This is a genomic window from Paeniglutamicibacter sp. (assembly GCF_046714615.1).
Lineage (GTDB): Bacteria > Actinomycetota > Actinomycetes > Actinomycetales > Micrococcaceae > Paeniglutamicibacter.
In genome coordinates, this window is sequence record NZ_JBKKAP010000029.1 from 1 (window position 1) to 22,298 (window position 22,298).

The window sequence follows — 22,298 nt, forward strand, 5'->3', positions numbered from 1 at the left end:
TGCAATTGCAGGTGCACGGCCAGCGCCGAACCAATGAATCCCTAGACGCGCTCGATGAGCATCGACGTTCCCTGGCCCACGCCGACGCACATGGTGGCCAGGCCGCGGTTGGCGTTTTCGCGTTCCATTCGGCCCAGCAGGGTCACCACCAGGCGCGAACCGCTGGAGCCCAGCGGGTGGCCCAGCGCAATGGCGCCGCCGTCGTTGTTGACGATGCCCGCATCGAGCTTCAGTTCCCGCATGACTGCCAGGGATTGGGAGGCAAAGGCCTCGGTGAGCTCGACCGCGCCCAGGTCCCCGATGCCCCAGCCGGCACGTTCCAGCACCTTCAAGGTGGAGGGGCCCATGCCCATGCCCATGGTTTCCGGGGCCGTTCCGGCCGATGCGCCGTCGACGATGCGGGCGCGCGGAACCAGCCCGTACTTCTTCACCGCGGCCTCGGAAGCAATCACGATCGCGGAGGATCCGTCGTTCAGGGTGCTGGAGTTTCCTGCGGTGACCACGCCGCCGGGCTTGATGATGGGTCGCAGCCCGGCGAGCACCGCAGCGGTGGTGCCGGCACGCGGACCCTCGTCGGTGTCCACCACGGTCTCGCCCTTGCGGCCGCGGATGGTCACCGGCACGATTTCGGCCTCGAGTCTGCCGCCTGCCATCGCCGCGAGCGCGCGCTCGTGGGACGAAACGGCGAACGCGTCGGCGTCCTCGCGGCTGATGCCGTAGACCTCGGCGACTTCCTCGGCGGTCTGCGGCATGGAGTGGGTCATCTTGCCGTTGCGGGACAGGTCCCCGGTGGTGAAGCGGTCGTTGGCGAAGCGCCAGCCGATGGAGGTGTCAAAGATTTCGCCGGGCTTGGAGAAGGCCTTCGTCGGCTTTTCCTGCACCCAGGGGGCCCGGCTCATGGACTCGACGCCGCCGGCGACGACGACGTCCGCGGCGCCCGCCTTGATCATGTGGCTGGCCATGATGATGGCGCTCAGGCCAGAGGCGCACAGCCGGTTGACCGTGATGCCCGGGACGTTCTCGCCGTAACCGGCCAGCAGCCAGCCCATGCGTGCGACGTTCCGGTTTTCCTCACCGGCGCCGTTGGCGTTGCCGAAGATGACCTCGTCCACCGTGTCCGGGTCGATGCCGGCGCGCTCGACCGCGGCCCTGATGGCGATGGCTGCCAGGTCGTCGGGGCGCACCGAGGACAGCGCACCGCCGTAGCTGCCGACCGGGGTGCGGGCCCCGCCAATGAGGAATGCCTCTGCCATGGTGTTGTTCCTTAGAGTCGGTGTCGTGCGCGTGGGGGGCCCCGGCCGGCGGTACCGGGAGGGGGATTACTTCTTGGCTCCGGTGCCGTCGTAGTCGTACCAGCCCGAGCCGGTCTTCTTGCCGAAGCGGCCGGCCTCGTAGAGCGCCTTCACATCGGGGTGCGGCAGGTCGGACTCGTTCCCGGTCTCCTGATAGGTGGCCATGCGGATCAGGTAGCTGACATCCAGGCCCACCAGGTCCATGAGCTCGAAGGGGCCCATGGGGTGGCCCAGCGCGGTCTTGGCGGTCGTGTCGATGTCGGCGATGCTGGCGATGCCGGCCTCCTGCAGGCGCAGCGCCTCGTCACGCAGCGCACCCATCAGGCGGTTGGCCACGAAGCCGGGGATCTCCTTGTTGACCAGCACCGGGGACTTGCCCAGGGAACGAGCCAGTTCCATGGTGGCGTCGATGGTTTCCTGGCTGGTTTCCTCGTGCCTGACCACCTCGACGCACTTCATGACCAGCGCCGGGTTGAAGAAGTGCATGTTGCACACCTTGGACGGGCGGGAGGTGGCCGAGGCGACCTTGGAGGAGCCCAGCGTGGAGGAATTCGTGGCCAGGATGGCGTGGGCAGGTGCCGCGACGTCCAGGGCGGCGAAGATGGCCCGCTTGATTTCCAGCTTCTCGGTGGCGGCCTCGATGACGAAGTCGGCATCCGCCGCTCCCTCCTCCAATGAGGTGGTGAAACGCAGGCGGCCCAACGCCGCGTCGGCATCTTTGCGGGAAAGCCGGCCCTTGGCCACGGAGTTGTCCATGCGGGAGGACAGCTGTGCGCGGGCCGCGGCCAGCGAAACTTCGGCGATGTCCTGGATGGTGGTCCGGTAGCCTGCCAGGGCCGCAAGCATGCCGATCTGCGAGCCCATGGCACCGGATCCAATGACCAGGATGTTGTTGATATGCATAAGTGTTGTCCTTGAAGGTAGTGCGTGGGCGTGCGGGTTTAGGAGCCGGTGAAGCTGGCGGGGCGTTTTTCCAAGAAGGCGTTCAGGCCTTCGGCCTTGTCGTTGCTGGTGTACAGCAGAGATTGGGCCAGGCGCTCGAGCAGCAGCCCGGTGCGCTGGTCGGTCTCGGCGCCGTTCTTGACCACGAGCTTGGCCAGCCGGATGGCCAGCGGGCCCTTGGCCGTGATCTGCCCTGCCGTCCTTCGTGCCGCTTCCAACAGGCCCGCGGCCGGTACGACCTCGGTGACCAGCCCGATGCGCATGGCCTCCGCCGCGTCGAAGATCCGGCCGGTGAGGATCAGTTCCACGGCACGACCCTTGCCGACCAGCCGGGACAGCCGCTGGGTGCCCCCGGCCCCGGGGATGATTCCAAGGTTGGTTTCCGGCAGCCCGAAGCGTGCGCCCTCCGCGGCAATGCGGATGTCGCACGCCATGGCCAGCTCGTTGCCGCCACCGAGCGCAAACCCGTTGATGGCGGCAATGGTCGGCAGCTCGTAGTCCTCGAGGTAGTCGAAGAAGCGCTGCATCTTCGCGTTCAGCCCGTCGATGGCCGAGTAGGTGGCCAGCGCTGTGATGTCGGACCCGGCCACGAAGGCCTTGTCCCCGGCACCGGTGAAGACCACGATCCGTACCTGCCCGTTCTCTGCAAAGTCCTCCAGGGCGGTGAGCAGTTCGCGCACCACCGTGGGGTTCAGGGCATTGCGGGCATCGGGTCGGTTGATGGTGATGATGCCGAGGTTGCCCGAAACCTCAACGAGGATCGTCTCAAAGGCCATGGTCTTCACTGGGGGTTCCTCCTTAGCGGAAGGCCGGCTGGCCGGTGATGTGGTTGCCCAGGATCAGGGTGTGGACCTCGTCGGTGCCCTCGTAGGTGCGCACCGATTCCAGGTTGTTTCCGTGGCGCAGCGGTGAGTAATCCAGGGTGATGCCGTTGCCGCCCAGGATGGTGCGGGCCTCGCGGCAGATCTCGATGGCCTCGCGGCAGTTGTTCAGCTTGCCCACCGAGATCTGCACCGGCTGAAGGGTTCCTGCGTCCTTCATGCGGCCGGTGTGGATGGCCAGCAGGGTGCCCTTCTGGATTTCAAGGAGCATGTTGGCCAGCTTGAGCTGGGTCAGCTGGTAGGCGGCCAGCGGCTTGTCGAACTGCATGCGCTCGAGCGAGTACTTCAGGGCGACCTCGTAGGAATCGCGGGCCGCGCCCATGGCGCCCCAGATGATGCCGTAGCGTGCCTCGTTCAGGCAGGAGAACGGTCCGCGCAGGGACGTGGCTCCCGGCAGGAGCGCGGTGTCCGGAAGGACGACGTTCTCGAAGGTGATGTCGCACTGGATGGAGGCACGCATCGAGAGCTTCGGCTCGATCGGGGTGGCGGTGAAGCCGGGGGTGTCGGTGGGGACCAGGAAGCCGCGCACGCCCTCGTCGGTAGCGGCCCAGATGATGGCGATCTGGGCGATGTTGGCCAGGCCGATCCAGCGCTTGGCGCCGTTGAGCACCCAGCCGGTCTCGGTGCGCACGGCTCGGGTCTGCATGGAGGAGGGGTCCGAGCCGGCGGTTGGTTCGGTCAGCCCGAAGCAGCCGATGATCTCGCCCTTGGCCATCCCCGGCAGGTAGGTGTTCTTCTGCTCTTCCGAGCCCCACTTGTGGATGGCGGTCATGGCCAGCGAGCCCTGCACCGAGACGAAGGTGCGCAGGCCCGAATCCCCGGCCTCCAGCTCCATGGCGGCGATGCCGTACTCCACCGAGGAGCGGCCCGGGCAGCCGTAGCCCTTCAAGTGCATGCCGAGCAGTCCGAGCTCGCCCATTTCGCGGGCGATCTCCACCGGGAAGTGGGCCGCCTCGTACCAATGGCTGATGTTCGGCTTGATGCGTTCGTTGACGAATCCGCGCACGGTGTCGCGGAAGGCGAGTTCCTCGGCGCTGAACAGCGCGTCGAGGTTCAGCACGTCGGAGTTGGCCAGGGCCGGGTCGCGTTCGAGGGCAAGGGTGTTCATGGCGGTATCTCTTTTCTGGAACTGAATTCTTGGGTGGCGCTTAGGCCGTGGGCTGCGGGGCGTAGGCAGGAAGCACCGTGGCGTTGTCGGCACCCAGCATCGGGGGAGCGGTGCCTACCCGCGGGCGTTCGCCGCGGAAGTTCACCGGGAAGGCGACCTGCTTCAGATCCCCGATGACAGGGTGGTCCGCAATCTGGACCATGTCCAGGGCCGCGGTGTGCGGGTGGGCATAGACCTCATCCAGCGAACGGATCGGGGAGGCGGGGACGCCGCGTTCGGCGAACAATTCGCACCAGGCAGCCACGGTCTTGGCCTTCAGCGCCTTCTCCAGCTCGATGTTGAGCCGTTCGCGGTGGGCAAGCCGTCCGTTGTTGGTGACCAGGTCCGCATCCGCGCCCAGATCCGGGCGGTCGATCGCGGCGCAGAGCTTCTGCCACATCGCGTCGTTGCCCACCGCGATGACGAAGTAGCCGTCCCGTGCCTGGTACCCCTGGTACGGGACCAGGTTCGGGTGGCCGGAGCCCAGCGGGCCGGGGCGTACCCCGTCGGCGAAGTAGTTGGTTGCCCAGTTCACGTGCAGGGCCAGCTGGCACTCGTACAGCGAGGTGGTCACATACTGGCCCAGCCCGGTGCGCGAACGCTCCACCAGCGCCGCGAGCAGGCCGATGATTCCGAAGAGCGAGGCGCCCAGGTCACCCATGGCGAAGCCGGCCTTCAGCGGTGCCCCGCCCGGTTCCCCGGTCAGCGACATGAGTCCGCCGGCGGCCTGGGCGATCATGTCGTAGCCCGGCTCGTCGCGCAGCGGCCCGTGGTCGCCGAAGGCTGAGATGTGCAGGATGACAAGGTGCGGGTAGCGCTCGGAGAGCACCTTGTAGTCGAAGATGCGCTGCAGGCCGGAGCCGGGGCGGAAGTTCTCCACCAAGACGTCTGCATCCGCGAGCATGCGGTGCACGATCTCCTGGCCCTCCTCGGACTTCAGGTCGATGGTGACCGACTTCTTGCCGCGGTTGATGGCCAGGTAGTAGGTCGCATCGGTGCCTTCGACCGGCGGGCCCCAGGAGCGGGTGGGGTCCCCGCCTTCGGGGTGTTCGACCTTGGTGACGTCCGCGCCCAGGTCTGCCAGGGACATGGTGGCGTAGGGGCCGGCGAGGATCTTGGAGAGGTCGACGACCTTGATGCCCGCCAGCGGGCCGCCGGCGGTGGGGTTCACGTTCTTTTCCATGGTGTTCAGCCTTTTCCGGTGCTTATTTGAAAACCTTGAGAGCGGCCTCGCGGGGCACCTCGGCACCGTCCACGAGTTCATCAAGCCATTGCAGGGCCACCGGCAGCGTGCCGGTGCTGCCGTTGACAACCGAATCGAGGTAGGAGTTGGCGACCAACAGCTTGCGGTAGCCGGTGGCCGATTCCTCGATGGCCTGCTCGAGCAGGAGGGTGGCCATGATCAGCTGGGCCAGGGTGTTGGTGTAGTGGCCGATCAGCGCCTGCGCGTCCTGGTTTTCGCCGGCGAGGATGGCGTCTCCGCGGGTGAGCGCCTCGTGCCAGGCCTCGGTGAGCTGCTGGGCCCCGGGGGCCGCGTCGGTGGCTTCCAGGGCGGAGAGCTTTTCAAGCATCGAGTCGGTGACGACCTGGTGCGCACCGTATTGCCTCATGCAGCGCAGCACGTCCAGGGCGATGACGTTGGAGGAACCTTCCCAGATGGAGCCGAGGTGCGAGTCGCGCAGCAAGCGCGAGCTCGGCCAGTCCTCGATGTAGCCGTTGCCGCCGCGGATCTCCATGGCCTCGCCGGTGACCCAGCGGGCCTTCTTGCAGATGTAGTGCTTGGCGATCGGGGTCAGCACACGGATCAGCGACTTGGCGTTCTCATCCCCGGCGTCGGCCTTCTGCAGGGTGTCGCCCGAATGGAAGATCAGTCCCAGGGCCGCCTCGGCCTCCAGGGCCAGGGGCAGGATGGTGTTGCGCATCAGTGGCTGTTCCATCAGCGGCTTGCCGAAGACCACCCGTTGGCGAGCATGTTCGACCGACTCAGAGACCGCGCGGCGCATCAAAGCCGCCGAGCGCATGGCGTTGGACAGGCGCGAGGTGTTGATCATCTCCGCCATCTGCTTGAAGCCGTGGTCAAGCCGGCCCACCTGCAGCGCGTAGGCGCCATCGAGGGTGATCTCGCCCGAGGGCATCGAGCGGGTGCCCATCTTGTCCTTGAGACGGTCGATCACATAGGAATTGCGGGTGCCGTCGGGCAGGACCTTGGGCAGCATGAACAGGCCCACGCCGCGGGTGGTGTCATCCCCGCCCGGGTACTTGGCCAGGGTCAGCACCACGTCGGCATCCGGGTTGGAGGTGAACCACTTCTTGCCTGACAGCCGCCAGTTTTCGCCATCGGGCACGGCCTGGGTTTCGGTCATGGCGATGTCGGTGCCGGCCTGTGTCTCGGTCATGAACATCGCGCCGGTGTAGCGGGTATCCGCGTCGGTGGAGGTCAAGCCGTCGATGTAGGCACCGAAGAGCTTGGGGTCCCCGAACTTGCGCAGCGTGCGTGCCGCGGCGTCGGTCATCGAGACCGGGCAGGCCAGACCGAATTCGGCCTGCACGAAGACGTAGCTCATGGCGTACTTGGCCAGGTGCGGGGGAGTGTTCTCCCAGCCGTGGATGCCGCGGTGCGAGAGTGCCGAGAGGCCGTACGTCTCGTACGCGGCCTTGGAGAGCTCGATGTAGCTGGGGTGGTAGGTGATCTCGTCCACGCGGTTGCCGTCGCGGTCGAAGTGCTCCAGGGTCGGCTTGTTCTTGTCTGCCGTATCGGCCAGCGCGGCCAGTCGGTTGGCGACGTCGGCGCCGAGTTCGGTCAGCACCGGGACGAGCAGGTCCCGGTCTTCGGTGTCCAGGTAGCGTTCGACGAGGGGCAGCAGTGCCGGGTCGCTGGTGGCAAAGTTCATCGGGTTCACGTGTCTTTCAAGAATCGAGGGGGTGTGCGTGGGGAGGGACCGGATCGAGGCTGTCAGCTCGTGACGGCGTCGACTTCGCGGTTGGCCCAGGCCTTGCCGCGCAGCAGGATGCTCATGCAAATGATGGACAGGATCACGTAGCCCAGGGCCAGGAACACCACGGGCCAGATCGAGCCGGTGGAGGTGAGCAACGCCTGGGAAACGAACGGGGCGGTGCCGGCGAAGACGGCGGTGGAGAGCTGGTACGCCACGGAGATCCCGGTGTAGCGGATGTGCGTGGGGAAGAGCTGGGCCAGCACCCCGGCCAGGGCCGAGTAGTACATCGCATGCGGTGCGGTGGCCAGCACCATGCCGATCATCGCCAGGGCGAAGTTGCCGGTCTGGATCATGAAGAACATCAGCGGCAGCAGCACGATCTCCGGCAGCAGCATCCACAGCACCGCCTTCTTCACGTCGATCTTCGAGGCCAGGATGGCGCCGAAGGGCTGGATGATGACCTGGGCGATGAGTGCGACGGTGATGATCTGCAGGAACTCGGTGCGTCCGAAGTCCAGGTCCTTGGTGGCCCAGGACAGGGCGAACGTGGTCTTCACGTAGGTGATGGCAACACCGGCAACCACGGCCCCAACTCCCAGCAGCACCACGCGCCAGTGGTCCTTCATGAGTTCGGCCAGCGGCACGCGCTTCTGGGCCTTGGACTCGACGGCCTTAACCATTTCCGGGGTCTCGGTGATGTGCAGGCGGATGTAGAGGCCGATGATGATCAGCACGGCGGAGGCCAGGAACGGCAGGCGCCAGCCCCAGGAGTTGAACGCCTCGTTGCTCAGGAACGTCAGGCCCAGGAAGGCCAGGGTGGCCAGCAGGTTGCCCACGGGCGAGCCTTGCTGGGCGAAGGCACCGTAGAGGATCTTCTTCTTTGGCGGTGCGAATTCGGTGGCGATGAGCACCGCACCTCCCCATTCACCGCCCATGGCCACGCCCTGGATCACGCGCAGGAGGATCAGCAGGATCGGGGCGGCGACACCGATCTGTGCGTAGGTCGGCAGCAGTCCGACGCCGACGGTGGCGGCTCCCATCAGCAGCAGCGTGGTGATGACGGTGTTCTTGCGGCCGAACTTGTCGCCGAAGTGGCCGAAGATGATTCCGCCCAGGGGCCGGGCCAGGAAGCCGACGGCGAAGGTAGCGAAGGCGGCCAGGGTGCCGATGGCCGCTGACGCTTCGGGGAAGAAGAGCTTGCCCAGCACCAGGGCCGAGGCGGTGCCGTAGATGTAGAAGTCGAACCACTCGATGGTGGTGCCGACGAAGGCGGCGATACCCGCCTTGCGTCCCTGGGCCGGATCGATCCCGGCCACCGTCGGCGCGTCCGACGTTGATGCGTTCCTGATGCTCATGGTGCTCCTCCGTGGGGGTGAGGGGTCTCACTCACCCCTGTGTCGGATACCACTCTTTCAGGATTGATCTTTATAGTCCAAGACCACATTTACCACTCATTGATGTAGATTTTAGAATAATCAAAACACTGCTGGTCGGCGCCAATATGGGAAGGGAACTGGACATGGAGTTTCGGCAATTCGAGGCATTTCTGGCCGTGGCGGAGGAACTGCACTTTGGGCGGGCAGCGGAAAAGCTGCACATGGCCCAACCCGCCTTGAGCCGAATCATTCGTCTGCTGGAGCGGGAGCTGGGTACGGAGTTGTTCGAACGCACCACGCGCAAGGTCCGGCTGACCCCGTCCGGCGAGGCGCTGCTGGAACCTGCCAAGGCCATTCATGTCCATGTCGACGGCGTGAAGCGGATTGCCCGTTCCGCCCAACAAGGCGAGATCGGCAGTGTCAAGGTCGGCTTCGCCGGAACCACCGGGTATTCGATCATGTCGATCCTGGCCCGGGAGGTCTCTCGCGCGCACCCCGGGATCAGCCTCGACCTCCAGCCCCAGATGTACTCGGGCGAGGCCTTATCCATGCTCCGTGACGGGGAGATCGACCTGGGTGTGATCAGCTCTCCGGCCCCCGTAGGGATCTCCACGCTGCTGGTGCGCAACGAGACCCTAATGGTCGCTGTTCCCAGTGACCATCGCCTGGCCGGCCAGCAAGAGATCGATATTGGGCAGCTGCGGGACCAGCGATTCATCGCTTATCCTGCCACGCACGGATCCCGAGTCCGGGACGCCATGCTTTCCCTGTGCACGGCAGCCGGCTTCGTGCCGCACGTTGCCCAGGAGGCCCCGGATCCCTACAGCATGCTGGCACTGGTCGGGGCGGATGTCGGGGTTGCGATCGTGGTCGGCTCGTCGAAGCATATCCAGGTCGACGGCGTCTCCTACCTTCCACTCGTCGACTCGGACATCGTGCTGCCCATCGCGCTGGCATGGCGGGATTCGAATCCGTCCCTGGCGCTGCGCACAGTGGTTGGACTGGCACATAGCGCATTCCCGCCCGCTGTTGACGACTGATCCCGTGACTGCTTCTAGTCGTGGAATCCGCGGCTAACAGCACCCTGGGTGGCACAGAAGACTCGGTGCCACCCAGGGTGCTGCAGGGTGCGCTTACTCGATCCACAATGGCGGCCCCAGAAAATCGGCGAGGGCTTCAAGCGTGGACTCGGGGTCGCGCAGTTCGCACTCCCACAGCACGATCGTCTCCCAACCCAGCGCGTGCAGTGCTGCAGCGTTTTGCTGGTCCCGTTCGTGGGTGCGGTTGCGCTTGTCCGCCCAGAATTGCGCGTTGGTCGCCGGCGCGTGCTGTCCGGCGGGACAATCGTGTAGGTGCCAGAAGCAGCCGTTGATAAAGACGGCATGGCGACGCGCGGGAAAGACAATGTCTGGGGCGCCGGGGAGCCTGCCGCCGCGCAGTAGTGTCTCGGGATTCTCGCGCTTCAGCTTCTCGAGTGTTCCACGTGGAATGCGGCCGTGTAGCCGGTAACGGTACCCCGCGGCGTGGAGCAACTTTCGCACGAATAGCTCGGGCTTCGTATCCTTGCCACGGATCTTGCCCATGAGTTGCGAGCGCGCCTGTTTGGACATGCTGTCCATGACTTGATTGTGCACCCGCTGCTCCCGAAAGGGCACGATCAATCGTCAGAGGAAGATTTTTTTCTTGCCGCCGCCACTATCGTTGCCGCCGATTTCCTTCACATTCCAAGAACGGGCTCATTGTGCAATGTGGCTTCGCAACTTTGGCCAAACAAGAACCCGGACATGCCCTACATTCTGTTGCGTCAGCCCCAAGAAGCGTGAATTTGGGGAAAAGCTGCCAATTTCGATGGCTACCCTACTCGGGGGTAATCCCCGAATTTTGGACTCTGATTCGTTTCATAAATTTCCGGGCCCCAGAATATTCGGCCCCGAAAATGTTAGCCAAAAGTCTCTAGTCACTGTTTGAAGCATGTGTTTGACTGTTGTCCTCCAGTGCCCCGGCACACACTTTTGAAGGTGGCAATGACGCCACCGGACAGGAAAAAACGTGCAAGCAACGTACGTAAGTCAGAATCCCAAGGGCAAATCCATGAGCAGGATGGTAGCCGGGCTTCTTCTCGCAGGCGCCCTGATCGGTGGAACCGCATCCACGGCAACCTCCGCCCCGCTGTCCGAAACCGATTCGGTCGACATGAAGAAGATCTCTTCGACGCAGGCCGAAGCGGCAATGAACTACTGGACACCCCAGCGAATGAAGGACGCCAAGCCCGCCGATAGCCTTACCCGCGGCAAATCGGCGTCGAACGCCCTGCTGGATATCGGTGAATCAACCAAGATTGCCGGGCGAAGCGCAAGCAAGGCAAAGCCAACTGCAAGCAAACCGGTCAAGAACGTGGCCGAGACACCCGTGTCCCATATAGGCAAGGTGTTCTTCACCTTGAGTGGAGCGAACTACGTATGTTCCGGAAACGCCGTTGTCGCCGCAAACGAAGCGACCGTCTCGACTGCGGGCCACTGTGTCAACGAGGGACCGGGTGCCTTCGCGACTCGTTGGGTCTTTGTTCCTGCCTATGAAAACGGCAGCGCTCCCTATGGGTCTTTCGCAGCAACTGAGCTCGTCGCTCCGACGCAGTGGACGCAAAGCGGGGACATCACCTACGACACGGCCTTCGCAGTGGTCTCGGACCAGAGCGGCGTGAGTCTTGCAGATCAGGTCGGTGCCTCCGGCGTCGCCTTCAACCAGGCCAGGGGACTGACCTACACCGCCTTTGGCTATCCGGCCGCACGGCCGTTTGATGGGGAGACCCTGCAATCATGCAGTGGAGCCGCGACAGACGATCCTTACGGGCAGACGCAGTCGCAGGGAATTCCGTGCAACATGACCGGCGGTTCTTCCGGCGGGCCATGGTTCCTTGGTGGATCGGATGGGTTCCAGAACTCCGTGAACAGCTTCGGCTACGGAGGAATCCGCAATACGATGTTCGGCCCATACTGGGGCTCGGTCATCGAGCAGGCATACCAGGCAGCACAAAACTAGTAGTCCAAACGGTGGGTGGAGTGCCATGATGGCATTCCACCCACCGTCGTTTAGGACGTGCAACATGGAATCCGGCGATAACACGAACAACGAATCGAAGGGCATCGAAGCATCCGTCTTCAAACTGAACGCGACGCCTGAGGAGCAACTTGAATATTTCACGGAGGAACGACGAAAAGCTGCGGTGCCCCGGGAAATCGAATTGCCAGATCCGGAAATTTTGAACGACGAGGATTGACCTGGTGGTGAATCCGCACGTGTAAATTCACGAAATCCGACGTTAAAGGTTTGAGCACCGGCCAGAAGATTCGGGGGACGAATCGTGTTTCCAGCCGGTGCTCGCATCACTCGCACCTACATGAGGTACTGCCGACTCTATGGTTCGAGCCTATGAATTTCTTGTGCCGGGCCATGGCGTTGGGTGTGAGAAGTCCGCGCGAGATTTACACACGCCTGGTCAGTCGGCAACTCGCACCATGATTCGGGTGCCCCAGGGGTCGTTGGTGGCCAGGGACAGGTTGCCGAGCTCGTGCGGGATCTGGTTCGCGGTGAGACGGGCGGCGATGGCGTCTAGTTCGGCATCATCGGCCACCTGAAGGGAGACGACTCGCAGGCCGAGGCTTTCTGGGCGTTTGCCCGCTCCGGATGAGGACCAGGTGTTGACGGCAAGGTGGTGGTGGTAACCATTGGCCGCCAGGAAGATGGCGCCTTCCGAACGGGCCGTCACGGCGAATCCGAGCCCGTCTTCGTAGAACTCCTCGGCCTGCTGCAGGTCGCCGCCGCGCAGGTGCACATGCCCCATCGAAACAGCCGTGGCGCGGGCAGCGGGAGCACGGTTTCCAAGATGCTCGGCGATGAAGGCATTCGGGTCCAGCGCCGCAGAACCCATCGTGACAAGTCCGTCGTTCCACTCCCAGGTGTCCTCGGGCGTATCAACATAGAGCTCGACGCCGTTTCCCTCGGGGTCGGTGAAGTAGAAGGCCTTGCTCACCTTGTGGTCGCTGGAACCTTGGAACGAGGCCGCTGCCAGGTTCGCGGTGCGCAGCACGGAAGCGGCCAGCTCGGCCTCGTCGGGGAAAAGGAATGCGGAGTGGTAGAGCCCGGCCTGGGTGTAGTCATCCGGCGCCGCATCGGGGGAGTCGGCCGCGATCAGGCGGAAGAGCTCGGTGTCCTCGGTGCCCAGGACAACGTCATCCTCATCGCTGCTGATGGTGGTGAGGCCCACGCCTTCGGTGTAGAAGCGGTGGAGCCCGTCGAGATCAGCCGTCACCAATTCGACCGGACCCATCCGCAGTCCGGGGCCCAGCTCGCTGGGCGAGGGACCGTCGCCGGCCCCGGCGTTTGTGCCGCAGGCCGCGAGCACGAATGCAAGGGCCGCCAGGATCGCAGCGATCACCCACCGCGTGGGTCGAAAGCGGTCGGCGCGGCGCGCTGAAGTTTTGCCCATGGTGAGGTCCCCGTCGTTGCCGGAAAGAAATAAAGTTGATGTTTCAACTAAATTCTAGCTTATGTGGCGAAACAGTGCTTGGCCCGGCGGTCGGGACGCTCGACCGGCGACGCCGTCGGCCGGAGAGCGGGGCATCCGTGACAGAGCGGCCACCCGGAATGTGCCGGCCGTTCCGGCGCCTTGATCCTCCGTCCGACATGGGACGAAGCCGGATTGTCGCTCAGGTCGCGGTGGCGGCCCGGCGGATGCGCTTGGTGCGCGATCGAAGCAGGAGTGCGAGCGCCACCAGTGAGAGGACTATGACCAATGCCGCGTACCCGTTGACGACGTTCTGCAGTCCGAGCGTGGGAATGAGCAGTCCGGCGACCAGCGTCGGCACGCCGAACGCCATGTAGCTGACCAGGTAGAGCGACGAGAGTGTACCGCCGCGCTGCAGGGGCGGGAGTAGTTCGAGCACCGAGCGAAGTCCACCCTGAAACCCCGCACCGAAGCCGATTCCGCCGATGACGCTGGCGGCGAAGAATAGCCACGTGCTTTCCAGCGCCACCGCGGCGGCAATTGCTCCAACCCCAAGGATGAGTGCCGAGGCGCCGATGGCCATGACCTTCTCGCTCTTGATCCCGAAGCTGAGCAGGCCCGTGAGTGCGCCGGTGCCGGTCATCGCGAGAATGGCCAGCGCGCCGATGGAGGGCGAGTCGATGTTCAGCAGCGTCTTGCTCACCGTGGGGCCGATGCCCAGATACAGGCCGACCAGTGCCCAGCTGGCGCACAAGGCGCCGACTGCCACGAAGAACCGTTCGCGCACCTCCCGGGGGATCATGAGTGTGGGAACCAGTGAGCGCAGCACGCCGGGGCGGCGCGGGTGTTTCTCCTTGAGCGTGAAGGCGGCGGCGCAGGCCAGCAGCAGGGGAACAAAGATGACCAGGTAGGGAACCTGGAACGGGTGCGGGGCGAATTCCACCAGCACGCCACTGGTCAGTGCGCCGAGCCCCAGCGACATGGGCGGCAGCGCGCCGTTGATCATGGCGACCTTGGCGTGTTTCCACGCGGGGGTGTAGTCCAGCAGTGCCGCGCCGAGCGTGCCGAACCCGAGCCCCGAGGCGATGCCCTGCAGCATGCGGGCAACGGCCAGATCGCCGAAGCCGCTCGCCAGCGCCAGCACCGCCATCGATGCGGCGGCAAAGAATAGTGCGGCCACCGCGACGGGCCTCCGGCCAATGTGGTCCGAGAGCGCGCCGGCGGTCAGCAGGGTGGCAACCAGCCCCAGGATGTAGGCGGCAAAGACGGTGCTGATGGCCAGCGGGGTCAGGCCCCATTGTTCGGCATAGAGCGGAAAAAGCGGGGACGGGGCGCCCGAGTGGGCAGCCAGAAGGGCGAGGCCCGCCGCTGCAATGGCGAACCCGCGGCGATCCGCGGTGTAGGTTGCGGTTGCGACGGGTCGTTCGTTGGTTTCGATTGCGCTCTTGGGCTGCGCCACGGCTGGGCCTTTCACGTGTTGGTGAGCAGTCCGCTGACGGAGAGCTCGATGGTCTTGCGGATGGTGGATTCGTCCGATGCGGTGGCATCGCGCATCAGGCGGAAGATGGCCGCACCGAAGATAACGTCGATGGCGACGTTGATCTCCACGTCGGCCTTGATCTCACCCGCGTCGATGGCCCGCGTGAACAGCGGGAGCATGGTTTCGCGACGGGGGCCCAGGTAGTACTCCTGGAAGTAGCGGGCACCGCTGGATTCCATGGAGCAGGCGGCCAGCAACTGGAAGAACACCCGACCGCTTTCGATGCTGTGGAAGGTCAACGACGCGACGGCGAAGTCCACCAGGTCCTCCAGCGGATCCCCGCCTCCGGGAATCTTGAGGGCCTCGGTGGCGGTGCGTCCGAAGGCCTCGGCCACGATGGCATTCTTGCTGGGCCAGTGCTTGTAGATGGTTGCGGTGCTGACGCCGGACCTGGCGGCAAGGCGCTCGATGGTGACACCCGCAAAGCCCGCCTCGCGCAACAAGTCATTGGTGGCGTCGAGCACCGCCTGGTGCGTTCTTTGGCTTCTGGGGCGGGCGCTGACGGGCCAAATTCGTTCGCTCATGCAGGAATCCCTAAAGTAAAGTGACACTTTACTTTAGCATTCGGGGCGCATTGCGCGATGAAAATACGGGGTGATCCGGGGCACCCGCAGTATGTCGGGCATGGCGGTTTGGTCGTGTCGAATCCCGTGCCTTTCCCGGCGTCGGGATCCGGCGGCGGAGTTGTCCCCAGGGTCGAAGAGCGCGACCCGGCCGAGTGCCGTAGGGACGATTCCCGTGAGGCGAGCTGCCCGCAGGCGCGCATCCGTTTCCCAAGTGACCCTCGTGATGGGCAGGCGGGACTCAAATGTCGGCGAACCGGCGAAGCCGCCGTTAAAGGTTTGAGCACCGGCCGGAAGATTCGGGGGAATGAATCGTATATCCAGCCGGTGCTCGCATCACTCGCACCTTCATGAGGTAGTTATGACTCTATGGTCCGAGCCTATGGATCTGATGTGCCTGGCCATGACGTTGGGTGTGAAGGCCGTTCGCGGCTTGCCGTCCTCAGCGGCGGTGAATCGACTTGTAGCTCAAATAGGCTGCCAGGCCCTCGGGACCGTATTCGGTGCCCAGCCCCGAATCGTTGCGCCCGCCAAAGGGCGCAGCATGGTTGGATGCGAAGAAGTTGATGCCGACGCTTCCGGTATCCATGCGTTGGGCCGCTGCCTGTGCCGCGTCGGTGTCGGAGCCAAAGACGAGGCCGCCCAAACCGAACTCGGTGTTGTTCGCCAGCGCGATGCCTTTTTCGATCCCGTCGTAGCGCAGGATCGAAACCACCGGCCCGAAGATCTCTTCACGGGAAATCCGCATCCCGGGCAACACATCCGCAAACACCGTCGGGGCAATGAAGTAACCGGCGTCCAGGTCTCCGCCCAGCTGTGCCGCCCGGCCGCCGGTGGTGGCGCGGGCTCCTTCGGCATGGCCCGACTCGATGTATTCGAGCACCGTCCGGTACTGGCTGGAGGTGGCCGACGGGCCAAAGACAGTGGCCGGATCCAGCGGGTCGCCCTGGGGTGCGGCGGCAATCGTTGACGTCACCAGGTCCACGACCTCGTCGTAGCGCTCCGACGGGGCCAGGATGCGCGTGGAAATGTAGCAGGTCTGCCCGGTGTTGCGCATGCAGGAGCGAATCAACGCGTCCCCCATGGCGCCCAGATCCGCATCCGGCAGCACCAGTGCGCTGGACTTCCCTCCCAACTCGAGGGTGACAGGGCGCAGCAGTTCCCCGCAGGCGGCGGCGATCTTGCGGCCCACCGGCGTGGAGCCGGTGAAGGCGACCTTGTTGATCTTGGGATGGCGCACCAGCGCATCGCCCAGACGGCCGGACCCGGTGACCAGGTTGGCCACACCGGCCGGAACACCGGCGGCAGCCAGCGCATCCATGATGATCCTGAATGACAACGGCGTGGGGGAGGCCGGCTTCATCACCACGGTGCACCCGGCCAGCAACGCGGGCGCCAACTTGATGACCATCAAGTTGATCGGGAAGTTCCAGGGGGCAATCAGTCCGCACACGCCCACCGGGTCCCGGCGCACCAGGGACTCGCCCAGGCCGTTGGGGAAGGGACGGACGTCCTCGGATTCCAGCAACGGGGCCAGCGAGGCAAAGTAGCGGAAGATGGACGCGGCGTTGGCCGCCGCTCCCTTGGTCTCGGAGACCGGGGAGCCGTTTTCCAGCGTGTTGGTCAGCGACAGCTCGGTGGTTCGTGCCTCGATCTGATTGGCAATGCGCAGCAGCACCACGGCCCGTTGGGAAGGGGCAAGGAGGGGCCAGGGGCCCGAGTCGAAGGCAGTCCGTGCCGCGTCCACCGCCTTCTCGAGGTCTTCGGTGGTGCCGTTGGCGACCGAACCCCACACCAATCCGGTGGCCGGGTCGGTGACGTCGTTGCGGGCGTCGCCGGTGGAGGCAACCCAGGCACCGTCGATGAAGTGGGTGTCGACGTGGCGGTAGGGAATGGCCAGGGCCGAGCGCGCGGCTGCGGCGCCAAGCTGCTGTTGCGTGCTCATCGCAGCACCGCCGTTTGCAGCAGGGCGCGGGAGCGTTCCAGGTCGGTGGTGGCCATGTCCACCGCGGCCCGGGTGATGAGCTCGGGGATGATCTCGGTTTCCAGTCGGTCCGTATAGGCGGCAGGGTTCTGCGAGAACCAGCCGGCGGCCAGCGCGATGCCGGCGTGGTCGAAGCGCCAGAGCCGGTCGGCGTCGCGCATCAGCGCGTCCTCCAGGCAGTGGGCCACCGGGCGGGTGTCGTGCCCGTCGATGATGGCGCAGACCGCCTCGATGAACGCCGGCTCGTAGCCCACGGGCGGAAGGACCCGGCGGGCCACGTCGCAGCCCAGGCGCTCGTGCTCAAAGCGGATGTCTGCCTTGCGCCAGTCGCCGCGGAAGCCCTCGGAGATGATCTTGGTTTCATCCACGTGCGCCCACCCGGTGTCGTGCAACAGGGTCGAGACCAGCACCAGTTCGCGGTTGGCCACGGGGTAGGCATCACACAGGCGGCGGGCGAAGGCCAGGGAGATCGGCAGGTGGATGTCGTTGCCGCGGGCCCGGGTTTCCGGGACCACAGCTGCCCAGAGCGGAAGAAGGTCCGCCTCGATGCCCGGGGTCAGGCAGATGGGCGTGGTGTCCACCGGCCCGGGGGCCGGGATGGGACGTTGCGGGTAGGCCGCGGCGAAGGCGGCGCCGGGATCGGTGTCGGTGAGGGTGTTCATGGCGCGTGATGCTCCTTGCGTCCGGGAAGAAGGATGGGGGGAGAAATGTCTAAATGATGAGGGTCTTGAGCATGGTGGCCGGCTCGGCCGCGGCCACCGGGTCGATGGATTTGCCGGCGGCCAGGGCCTGTTTGACGGCCATGAAGTCCAGCGGGGCGTTGACGGCGTCTGCGGCGATGATGCGCCCGTCGCGGTAGTAGAGGACAGTGAACTTCCCCTTGCCGGGGTCTTGGCGGATCACCGTGGAATCGAATCCGGTGGAGAGCCCTGCAATCTGGAGTTTCATGTCCGCCTGGTTTGACCAGAACCACGGGATGCCTGCATATTCCTCGCTGCGTCCCATGAGCGAATAGGCGGCGACCTTGGCGTGCTCGATGGCGTTGTTCACGGACTCGAGGCGGATGCGCTCGCCGGTCGGTGCGCCGGGGACGGGGTTGGGCATGTTGGCCACGTCGCCGACGACGATGGTGGTGCCGTCGGACGCCACCGCGCCGGCGTCCACGACGATGCCGTTGTTGACCTCCAGACCCAGCGCCTCACCGAGCTCGGTGTTGGGGATGACCCCGATGCCGACCAAGACGATCTGGGCCTTGAGTTCCGACCCGTCCGCCAGCCGCACCCCGCGCAGGGCGCCGTTGCCGTCGTCGAGGATCTGCTCGATGCGGGCCCCGATGCGGATGTCCAGGCCGCGCTTGCGGTGCTGGGTCAGGAAGTATTCGCTGGTGGCCTCACCCACGGCCCGGCCCACCAGGCGGGGCCCATATTCCAGGACCGTAACGCGCTTGCCCATGGCAGCCAGGGAGCTGGCCGCCTCCAAGCCGATGAACCCGCCGCCGACCACGACCACGTCGGTGGTGGCGGGGGCCAGCTCCTTCAGCCGCAGCGCATCGTCCGCGTTGCGCAGGTAGACCACCCCGTCCAGCTTGGCGCCGGGGGCCTCGAGGTGCCGCGGGCGGGCACCGACCGTCAGGGCCAGGCGGGCATAGGGGTAGGTGGTGCCGGAGGTGCCGTGGGCGGTTCCGCTGCCGTCGGGGTTGGAGTCGAGGCTCTTGATCCGCTCGCCCTTGACCAGGGTGATGCGATGTTCGATCCAGTAGTCGTTGGTGCGGAAGATCAGGGATTCGGAACCGACCTTGTCCTGCAGGAATTCCTTGGACAGGGCGGGGCGCTGGTAGGGGCGGTGGTCCTCATCGCCCAGCAGCGTGATGTGTTCGGTGTAGCCCAGGGCGCGCAGCGAGATGGCCAGTTGCACGCCCGACTGGGAGGCGCCGATGATCAGCAGTCCGGTGGCGGTCCCCGTTTCCGGCGCGTTGGCCCCGGCAAGGGAGGGAATGGTGGTGGTGTCCATGTCTAGACCTGCGTTTCGGGGGTGGTGACGTGAAGGTCCTGGCCCTCGCACAGGCGGATCTGGCAGGAGAGCCGGGAGTTGTCCTCGCGGTCCACGGCGGTGCCGTAGAGCATCTCGTCCTCCATCTCGCCCATGGGTTCCAGGGTCGGCAGGTCGGCTTCGGCGACGAAGACGTGGCAGGTGGCGCAGGAGAGCGAGCCGCCGCATTCGGCGACGATGGCGGTGACGCCGTTGCGCACCGCGGTCTCCATGACAGAGTCCCCGGTGTTGGCGTTGATGGTGGTGGTGGCACCTGCTGCATCGGTGACGTGGACTGTAGGCATGATGATCAATCGACCTTTCTAGATGAACTGGCGGCCACCGTCGACGACGAGCGTCTGACCGGTGATGAAGGAGGAGTCGGGGCCGGCGAGGAAGAGCGCGGCGCCCACGATGTCTTCGGGCTGGCTGGCCCGCTTGAGCGCACCGCGGTCGACCCCGTAGTTTTCGGCGTTGTCCATCAGGCGAAAGCTGGCCTCGGTGAGGGTGAAGCCCGGGGCGATGGTGTTCACGGTGATTTCGCGCCGGCCCAATTCCTTGGCCATGACCCGGCTCAGGGCGATGACCCCACCCTTGGAGGCCACGTAGTGGGCCCACTGCTCGGAACCGGAGTAGACGGTGGCCGAGGCCAGGTTGATGATGCGCGAGCCGGCTCCCAGGTGCGGGCTCAGCGCCCGGGCCATCATCCAGGGGCCTTTGAGGTTCACTGCCATGACCCGATCCCATTCGTCGAAGTCGATGTCCTCGAAGGGCGAGCGGGTGACGGTGGCGTAGATGGCTGCATTGTTGATGAGCACCTGGACCTGGCCGCCGGCGAAGCCTGCAACCTGGGCCGCGAGCGCGTCGGTGGAGGCGGGGCTGGTGACATCGACGGTGAAGGCCTCGGCGCGGCCACCGGCTGCCCGGACCATCTCCGCTGTCTGGGCGGTGCCGGCCGGATCGATGTCCGCCGCGGCGACCGCATAGCCGCGCCTGGCGAATCCGAGGGCGAAGGCCCGGCCGAGGCCTCCGGCGGCGCCGGTGACCAACACCGTGCCCGGCGGGGTGTTTGCTTCGGTGGTCATTATCTGTACCGGGGGCCTTTCACTGGGGCGAATGCTGTGGGTTGGGGAAGCGGGGGTAGGTGGTGGGCGGAACCTTGGGGTGCTCCGCCCACCAACGGACATCCGGAACCGCTAGGGGGGAGAGCGGTCCTAGACGTGCGAGTGGGAGTGCGCCCCGGGGCCGGTGACCACGGGCGCCTCCTCGAGGATTTCGACGGTGCCCTTGGTGCCGTCCACGCGCAGCATTTGGCCGGTGCGGATGGTGGTGGAGGCGCTGCCGGTTCCGGTGACGGCCGGCAAACCGTATTCGCGGCAGACGATGGCAGCGTGGCTCATCATCCCGCCGATGTCGGTGACCGTGGCCTTGATCTTGCCGAAGATCGGTCCCCAGCTGGGCGCGGTGATCGGTGCGACCAGGATTTCTCCGGCCTGCACCGCGGAGAGGTCATCGGCGTCCATGACCACCCGGGCCATGCCCTCGACGAGGCCGGGGGAGGCGGCCATGCCCTTGAGCACACCGGATTCGCCCTCTTCATCGCTGGCCAGCCACTGCTGCACCTGTTCGGTGGTGATGCCCCAGAGCATCCGGGTGAAAGGTTCGGTGATGACCTCCGGCGGGGTGTTCAGGGCCGGGGCCGGACGGGCGGTCTTCAGCGCATCGACGATGCCGCGGCGGCGTTCGATTTCCTTGGGCCACACGACGTTGCCGATCGGCGCGCCGGAGCCGATGCCCCAGGAGGTGACCAGGTCGAAGAGCACGTCACGGACCTCGTTGCGGCCGAGGTAGAGCATGTCCTCGGGTTCGTTCCACAGACCCTGGGCGTGGAGCATTCGGCTCAGCTCGCGCACCTTGCGCCAGAACACGCCCATGGTCCAGTGCTCGATGTAGAAGTTGTGGTTTTCCACGTACGGGTAGGCGGTGGCGGCCAGGGTGCGCTTGGCGTCGAAGACCTCGCGGACCTCGGGATCCAAAAGATCCCGGTATTCCTCGACGATGCGGTCCTTCTCGGCGATCAGCTTGTCGGTGGGGCGCAGGATGTTCGCCCCGCCCTGCAGGCGGTGGATGTAGTCGGCGATGAAGCCGAGCGGGATCTCCTGGTGCTCGATCCAGTACTTGTCGTGCCCGTAGAAGCCGTTGCCGATGGTGAAGTTGAACCACGGGTCCTTGGCCTCCTCCCAGCGTGCCAGCCAGCGCTCGCCGGAGGGCAAAGCTGCGATGGCTGCAAGCGTGGCGGCCGGGTCATCGGTGTTGGCAAAGGCGCCGGAAAGGTCCAGTTCCACGGCCAGTGCCGCGAGCTCCTTGAGCTCGTCGTCGGGCGTGAACAGTTCCATGTCCACGCCCTGGACCATGGTGGCGATCGACTGGTCGGGGATGTTGGGGAAGACTTCCTTGCAGAAATTGAAGAAGTCCAGGTAGGCGATGTAGCCCAGGTTCAGGAACTCGAAGTGGTACTGCCAGTTCTGGTAGCAGAGCTGGATCAGCCGGTCGTAGTTCTCCAGCAGCACCTCGGAGCCGTCCTTGGCCTTGCCGGAGAGGATGTCCGCCATCGGGACCTGCTCGGGCAGGGCCTCGAAGGTGAGGGTTTCCATTTCGGCGATGGTGCCCTTGACTTTCACGTGCCAGGCCTCCAGCAGCTTTTCCCAGTTGGCGAAGTAGTGGCCGATGCGTGCCTCGAAGTCCGGGACGCGGGCGGCGATCTGCTCGCTGGGCACAGGCAACGGGGACATGTAGAGGTAGCCGAGGTGGATGCGGAAGTCGATGCCGTTGGCGTTGGGGATCATCAGGTGGCGGGCGTTGTACTGGCCCAGGCACTTGACGGCGAACTCGCCGCCGATGGTCTCAAAGGGCTTGAAGACGGTGGGCCAGTGCTGCGAGTCGCAGAACCAGAACTTCTCGTCTTCCTCCGCCTTCAGGGCGTCCTGGAAGACGAGGTAGTACGGGTAGAGCTCCTCCCAGCCCTCGGCGCCCGGGGGGACCTGGAGATCGGAAGGCTTGGGAAAGGATTTCATGCTCATGGTGGTGGATGCCTTTCAAAAGATG

20 protein-coding genes are annotated in these 22,298 nt (G+C 65.3%); 3 read left to right on the forward strand and 17 right to left on the reverse strand.

Features of this window, described 5'->3' with window-relative positions; genetic code table 11:
* Window positions 1-41 precede the first annotated feature (41 nt).
* From ACLQ7E_RS03405 to ACLQ7E_RS03435, 7 genes are all read right to left on the reverse strand, one after another.
* On the reverse strand, window positions 42-1,253 hold the full coding sequence (locus tag ACLQ7E_RS03405) for a thiolase family protein (RefSeq protein WP_411731147.1): 1,212 nt from the start codon (window positions 1,251-1,253) through the stop codon (window positions 42-44).
* A 66-nt stretch (window positions 1,254-1,319) separates the two neighbouring features.
* Window positions 1,320-2,195 (reverse strand): 3-hydroxyacyl-CoA dehydrogenase family protein, encoded by an 876-nt coding sequence (locus ACLQ7E_RS03410; RefSeq protein ID WP_411731148.1) that lies wholly within the window; start codon window positions 2,193-2,195, stop codon window positions 1,320-1,322.
* A gap of 38 nt (window positions 2,196-2,233) precedes the next feature.
* On the reverse strand, window positions 2,234-3,010 hold the full coding sequence (locus tag ACLQ7E_RS03415) for an enoyl-CoA hydratase/isomerase family protein (RefSeq protein ID WP_411731218.1): 777 nt from the start codon (window positions 3,008-3,010) through the stop codon (window positions 2,234-2,236).
* Between the two features lie 22 nt (window positions 3,011-3,032).
* Entirely contained in the window at window positions 3,033-4,223 is a 1,191-nt protein-coding gene (locus ACLQ7E_RS03420) for an acyl-CoA dehydrogenase family protein (RefSeq protein ID WP_411731149.1), read from the reverse strand.
* 40 nt (window positions 4,224-4,263) lie between these two features.
* Complete coding sequence (locus ACLQ7E_RS03425; protein WP_411731150.1) at window positions 4,264-5,445, reverse strand: CaiB/BaiF CoA transferase family protein; 1,182 nt, start codon at window positions 5,443-5,445, stop codon at window positions 4,264-4,266.
* Between the two features lie 22 nt (window positions 5,446-5,467).
* A complete protein-coding gene (locus tag ACLQ7E_RS03430; protein ID WP_411731219.1) occupies window positions 5,468-7,153 on the reverse strand; it encodes an acyl-CoA dehydrogenase family protein in 1,686 nt (561 codons plus the stop codon).
* Window positions 7,154-7,215: 62 nt separating this feature from the next.
* Entirely contained in the window at window positions 7,216-8,553 is a 1,338-nt protein-coding gene (locus tag ACLQ7E_RS03435; protein ID WP_411731151.1) for an MFS transporter, read from the reverse strand.
* 164 nt (window positions 8,554-8,717) lie between these two features.
* Here ACLQ7E_RS03435 and ACLQ7E_RS03440 point away from each other — a divergent pair, with 164 nt between their 5' ends.
* Window positions 8,718-9,614, forward strand: a complete 897-nt coding sequence (locus ACLQ7E_RS03440) for a LysR family transcriptional regulator (RefSeq protein WP_411731152.1) — start codon at window positions 8,718-8,720, stop codon at window positions 9,612-9,614.
* A gap of 93 nt (window positions 9,615-9,707) precedes the next feature.
* Here the strand turns inward: ACLQ7E_RS03440 and ACLQ7E_RS03445 are convergent, their stop codons facing one another.
* Entirely contained in the window at window positions 9,708-10,193 is a 486-nt protein-coding gene (locus ACLQ7E_RS03445; RefSeq protein WP_411731153.1) for a very short patch repair endonuclease, read from the reverse strand.
* Window positions 10,194-10,665: 472 nt separating this feature from the next.
* Between ACLQ7E_RS03445 and ACLQ7E_RS03450 the strand changes: the two genes are divergently transcribed.
* Together ACLQ7E_RS03450 and ACLQ7E_RS03455 are read left to right on the forward strand one after the other, a co-directional pair.
* Window positions 10,666-11,613, forward strand: a complete 948-nt coding sequence (locus tag ACLQ7E_RS03450; RefSeq protein WP_411731220.1) for a trypsin-like serine peptidase — start codon at window positions 10,666-10,668, stop codon at window positions 11,611-11,613.
* A 64-nt stretch (window positions 11,614-11,677) separates the two neighbouring features.
* Window positions 11,678-11,851, forward strand: coding sequence for a hypothetical protein (locus ACLQ7E_RS03455; RefSeq protein ID WP_411731154.1), 174 nt, complete (start codon window positions 11,678-11,680; stop codon window positions 11,849-11,851).
* 219 nt (window positions 11,852-12,070) lie between these two features.
* Here ACLQ7E_RS03455 and ACLQ7E_RS03460 read toward each other — a convergent pair whose 3' ends face one another.
* The 9 genes from ACLQ7E_RS03460 to ACLQ7E_RS03500 form a co-directional block, all read right to left on the reverse strand.
* Window positions 12,071-13,060 (reverse strand): VOC family protein, encoded by a 990-nt coding sequence (locus ACLQ7E_RS03460; protein WP_411731155.1) that lies wholly within the window; start codon window positions 13,058-13,060, stop codon window positions 12,071-12,073.
* A 220-nt stretch (window positions 13,061-13,280) separates the two neighbouring features.
* On the reverse strand, window positions 13,281-14,537 hold the full coding sequence (locus tag ACLQ7E_RS03465; protein WP_411731156.1) for an MFS transporter: 1,257 nt from the start codon (window positions 14,535-14,537) through the stop codon (window positions 13,281-13,283).
* Between the two features lie 11 nt (window positions 14,538-14,548).
* Complete coding sequence (locus ACLQ7E_RS03470; protein ID WP_411731157.1) at window positions 14,549-15,142, reverse strand: TetR/AcrR family transcriptional regulator; 594 nt, start codon at window positions 15,140-15,142, stop codon at window positions 14,549-14,551.
* A gap of 481 nt (window positions 15,143-15,623) precedes the next feature.
* Window positions 15,624-17,126, reverse strand: a complete 1,503-nt coding sequence (locus tag ACLQ7E_RS03475) for an aldehyde dehydrogenase family protein (protein ID WP_411731158.1) — start codon at window positions 17,124-17,126, stop codon at window positions 15,624-15,626.
* Window positions 17,123-17,827, reverse strand: a complete 705-nt coding sequence (locus tag ACLQ7E_RS03480; RefSeq protein ID WP_411731159.1) for an HD domain-containing protein — start codon at window positions 17,825-17,827, stop codon at window positions 17,123-17,125. The genes ACLQ7E_RS03475 and ACLQ7E_RS03480 overlap by 4 nt, the downstream gene beginning before the upstream one ends.
* A gap of 49 nt (window positions 17,828-17,876) precedes the next feature.
* On the reverse strand, window positions 17,877-19,175 hold the full coding sequence (locus ACLQ7E_RS03485; protein ID WP_411731160.1) for an NAD(P)/FAD-dependent oxidoreductase: 1,299 nt from the start codon (window positions 19,173-19,175) through the stop codon (window positions 17,877-17,879).
* 2 nt (window positions 19,176-19,177) lie between these two features.
* The gene (locus tag ACLQ7E_RS03490) at window positions 19,178-19,498 is read right to left on the reverse strand and encodes a 2Fe-2S iron-sulfur cluster-binding protein (RefSeq protein ID WP_411731161.1); all 321 of its coding nucleotides are present in this window, start codon (window positions 19,496-19,498) and stop codon (window positions 19,178-19,180) included.
* 18 nt (window positions 19,499-19,516) lie between these two features.
* On the reverse strand, window positions 19,517-20,278 hold the full coding sequence (locus ACLQ7E_RS03495; RefSeq protein WP_411731162.1) for an SDR family NAD(P)-dependent oxidoreductase: 762 nt from the start codon (window positions 20,276-20,278) through the stop codon (window positions 19,517-19,519).
* Between the two features lie 129 nt (window positions 20,279-20,407).
* Window positions 20,408-22,273, reverse strand: coding sequence for a PEP-utilizing enzyme (locus ACLQ7E_RS03500; protein WP_411731163.1), 1,866 nt, complete (start codon window positions 22,271-22,273; stop codon window positions 20,408-20,410).
* Window positions 22,274-22,298 lie beyond the last annotated feature (25 nt).

What these genes read in the sequence shown, in the direction of transcription:
- ACLQ7E_RS03475 (WP_411731158.1), bottom strand. Translation starts at nt 17,126, where the DNA reads ATGAGCACGCAACAGCAGCTTGGCGCCGCAGCCGCGCGCTCGGCCCTG.
- ACLQ7E_RS03495 (WP_411731162.1), bottom strand. Translation starts at nt 20,278, where the DNA reads ATGACCACCGAAGCAAACACCCCGCCGGGCACGGTGTTGGTCACCGGC.
- ACLQ7E_RS03480 (WP_411731159.1), bottom strand. Translation starts at nt 17,827, where the DNA reads ATGAACACCCTCACCGACACCGATCCCGGCGCCGCCTTCGCCGCGGCC.
- ACLQ7E_RS03425 (WP_411731150.1), bottom strand. Translation starts at nt 5,445, where the DNA reads ATGGAAAAGAACGTGAACCCCACCGCCGGCGGCCCGCTGGCGGGCATC.
- ACLQ7E_RS03405 (WP_411731147.1), bottom strand. Translation starts at nt 1,253, where the DNA reads ATGGCAGAGGCATTCCTCATTGGCGGGGCCCGCACCCCGGTCGGCAGC.
- ACLQ7E_RS03445 (WP_411731153.1), bottom strand. Translation starts at nt 10,193, where the DNA reads ATGGACAGCATGTCCAAACAGGCGCGCTCGCAACTCATGGGCAAGATC.
- ACLQ7E_RS03490 (WP_411731161.1), bottom strand. Translation starts at nt 19,498, where the DNA reads ATGCCTACAGTCCACGTCACCGATGCAGCAGGTGCCACCACCACCATC.
- ACLQ7E_RS03455 (WP_411731154.1), top strand. Translation starts at nt 11,678, where the DNA reads ATGGAATCCGGCGATAACACGAACAACGAATCGAAGGGCATCGAAGCA.
- ACLQ7E_RS03435 (WP_411731151.1), bottom strand. Translation starts at nt 8,553, where the DNA reads ATGAGCATCAGGAACGCATCAACGTCGGACGCGCCGACGGTGGCCGGG.
- ACLQ7E_RS03485 (WP_411731160.1), bottom strand. Translation starts at nt 19,175, where the DNA reads ATGGACACCACCACCATTCCCTCCCTTGCCGGGGCCAACGCGCCGGAA.
- ACLQ7E_RS03470 (WP_411731157.1), bottom strand. Translation starts at nt 15,142, where the DNA reads ATGAGCGAACGAATTTGGCCCGTCAGCGCCCGCCCCAGAAGCCAAAGA.
- ACLQ7E_RS03415 (WP_411731218.1), bottom strand. Translation starts at nt 3,010, where the DNA reads ATGGCCTTTGAGACGATCCTCGTTGAGGTTTCGGGCAACCTCGGCATC.
- ACLQ7E_RS03500 (WP_411731163.1), bottom strand. Translation starts at nt 22,273, where the DNA reads ATGAGCATGAAATCCTTTCCCAAGCCTTCCGATCTCCAGGTCCCCCCG.
- ACLQ7E_RS03440 (WP_411731152.1), top strand. Translation starts at nt 8,718, where the DNA reads ATGGAGTTTCGGCAATTCGAGGCATTTCTGGCCGTGGCGGAGGAACTG.
- ACLQ7E_RS03450 (WP_411731220.1), top strand. Translation starts at nt 10,666, where the DNA reads ATGAGCAGGATGGTAGCCGGGCTTCTTCTCGCAGGCGCCCTGATCGGT.
- ACLQ7E_RS03420 (WP_411731149.1), bottom strand. Translation starts at nt 4,223, where the DNA reads ATGAACACCCTTGCCCTCGAACGCGACCCGGCCCTGGCCAACTCCGAC.
- ACLQ7E_RS03430 (WP_411731219.1), bottom strand. Translation starts at nt 7,153, where the DNA reads ATGAACTTTGCCACCAGCGACCCGGCACTGCTGCCCCTCGTCGAACGC.
- ACLQ7E_RS03460 (WP_411731155.1), bottom strand. Translation starts at nt 13,060, where the DNA reads ATGGGCAAAACTTCAGCGCGCCGCGCCGACCGCTTTCGACCCACGCGG.
- ACLQ7E_RS03410 (WP_411731148.1), bottom strand. Translation starts at nt 2,195, where the DNA reads ATGCATATCAACAACATCCTGGTCATTGGATCCGGTGCCATGGGCTCG.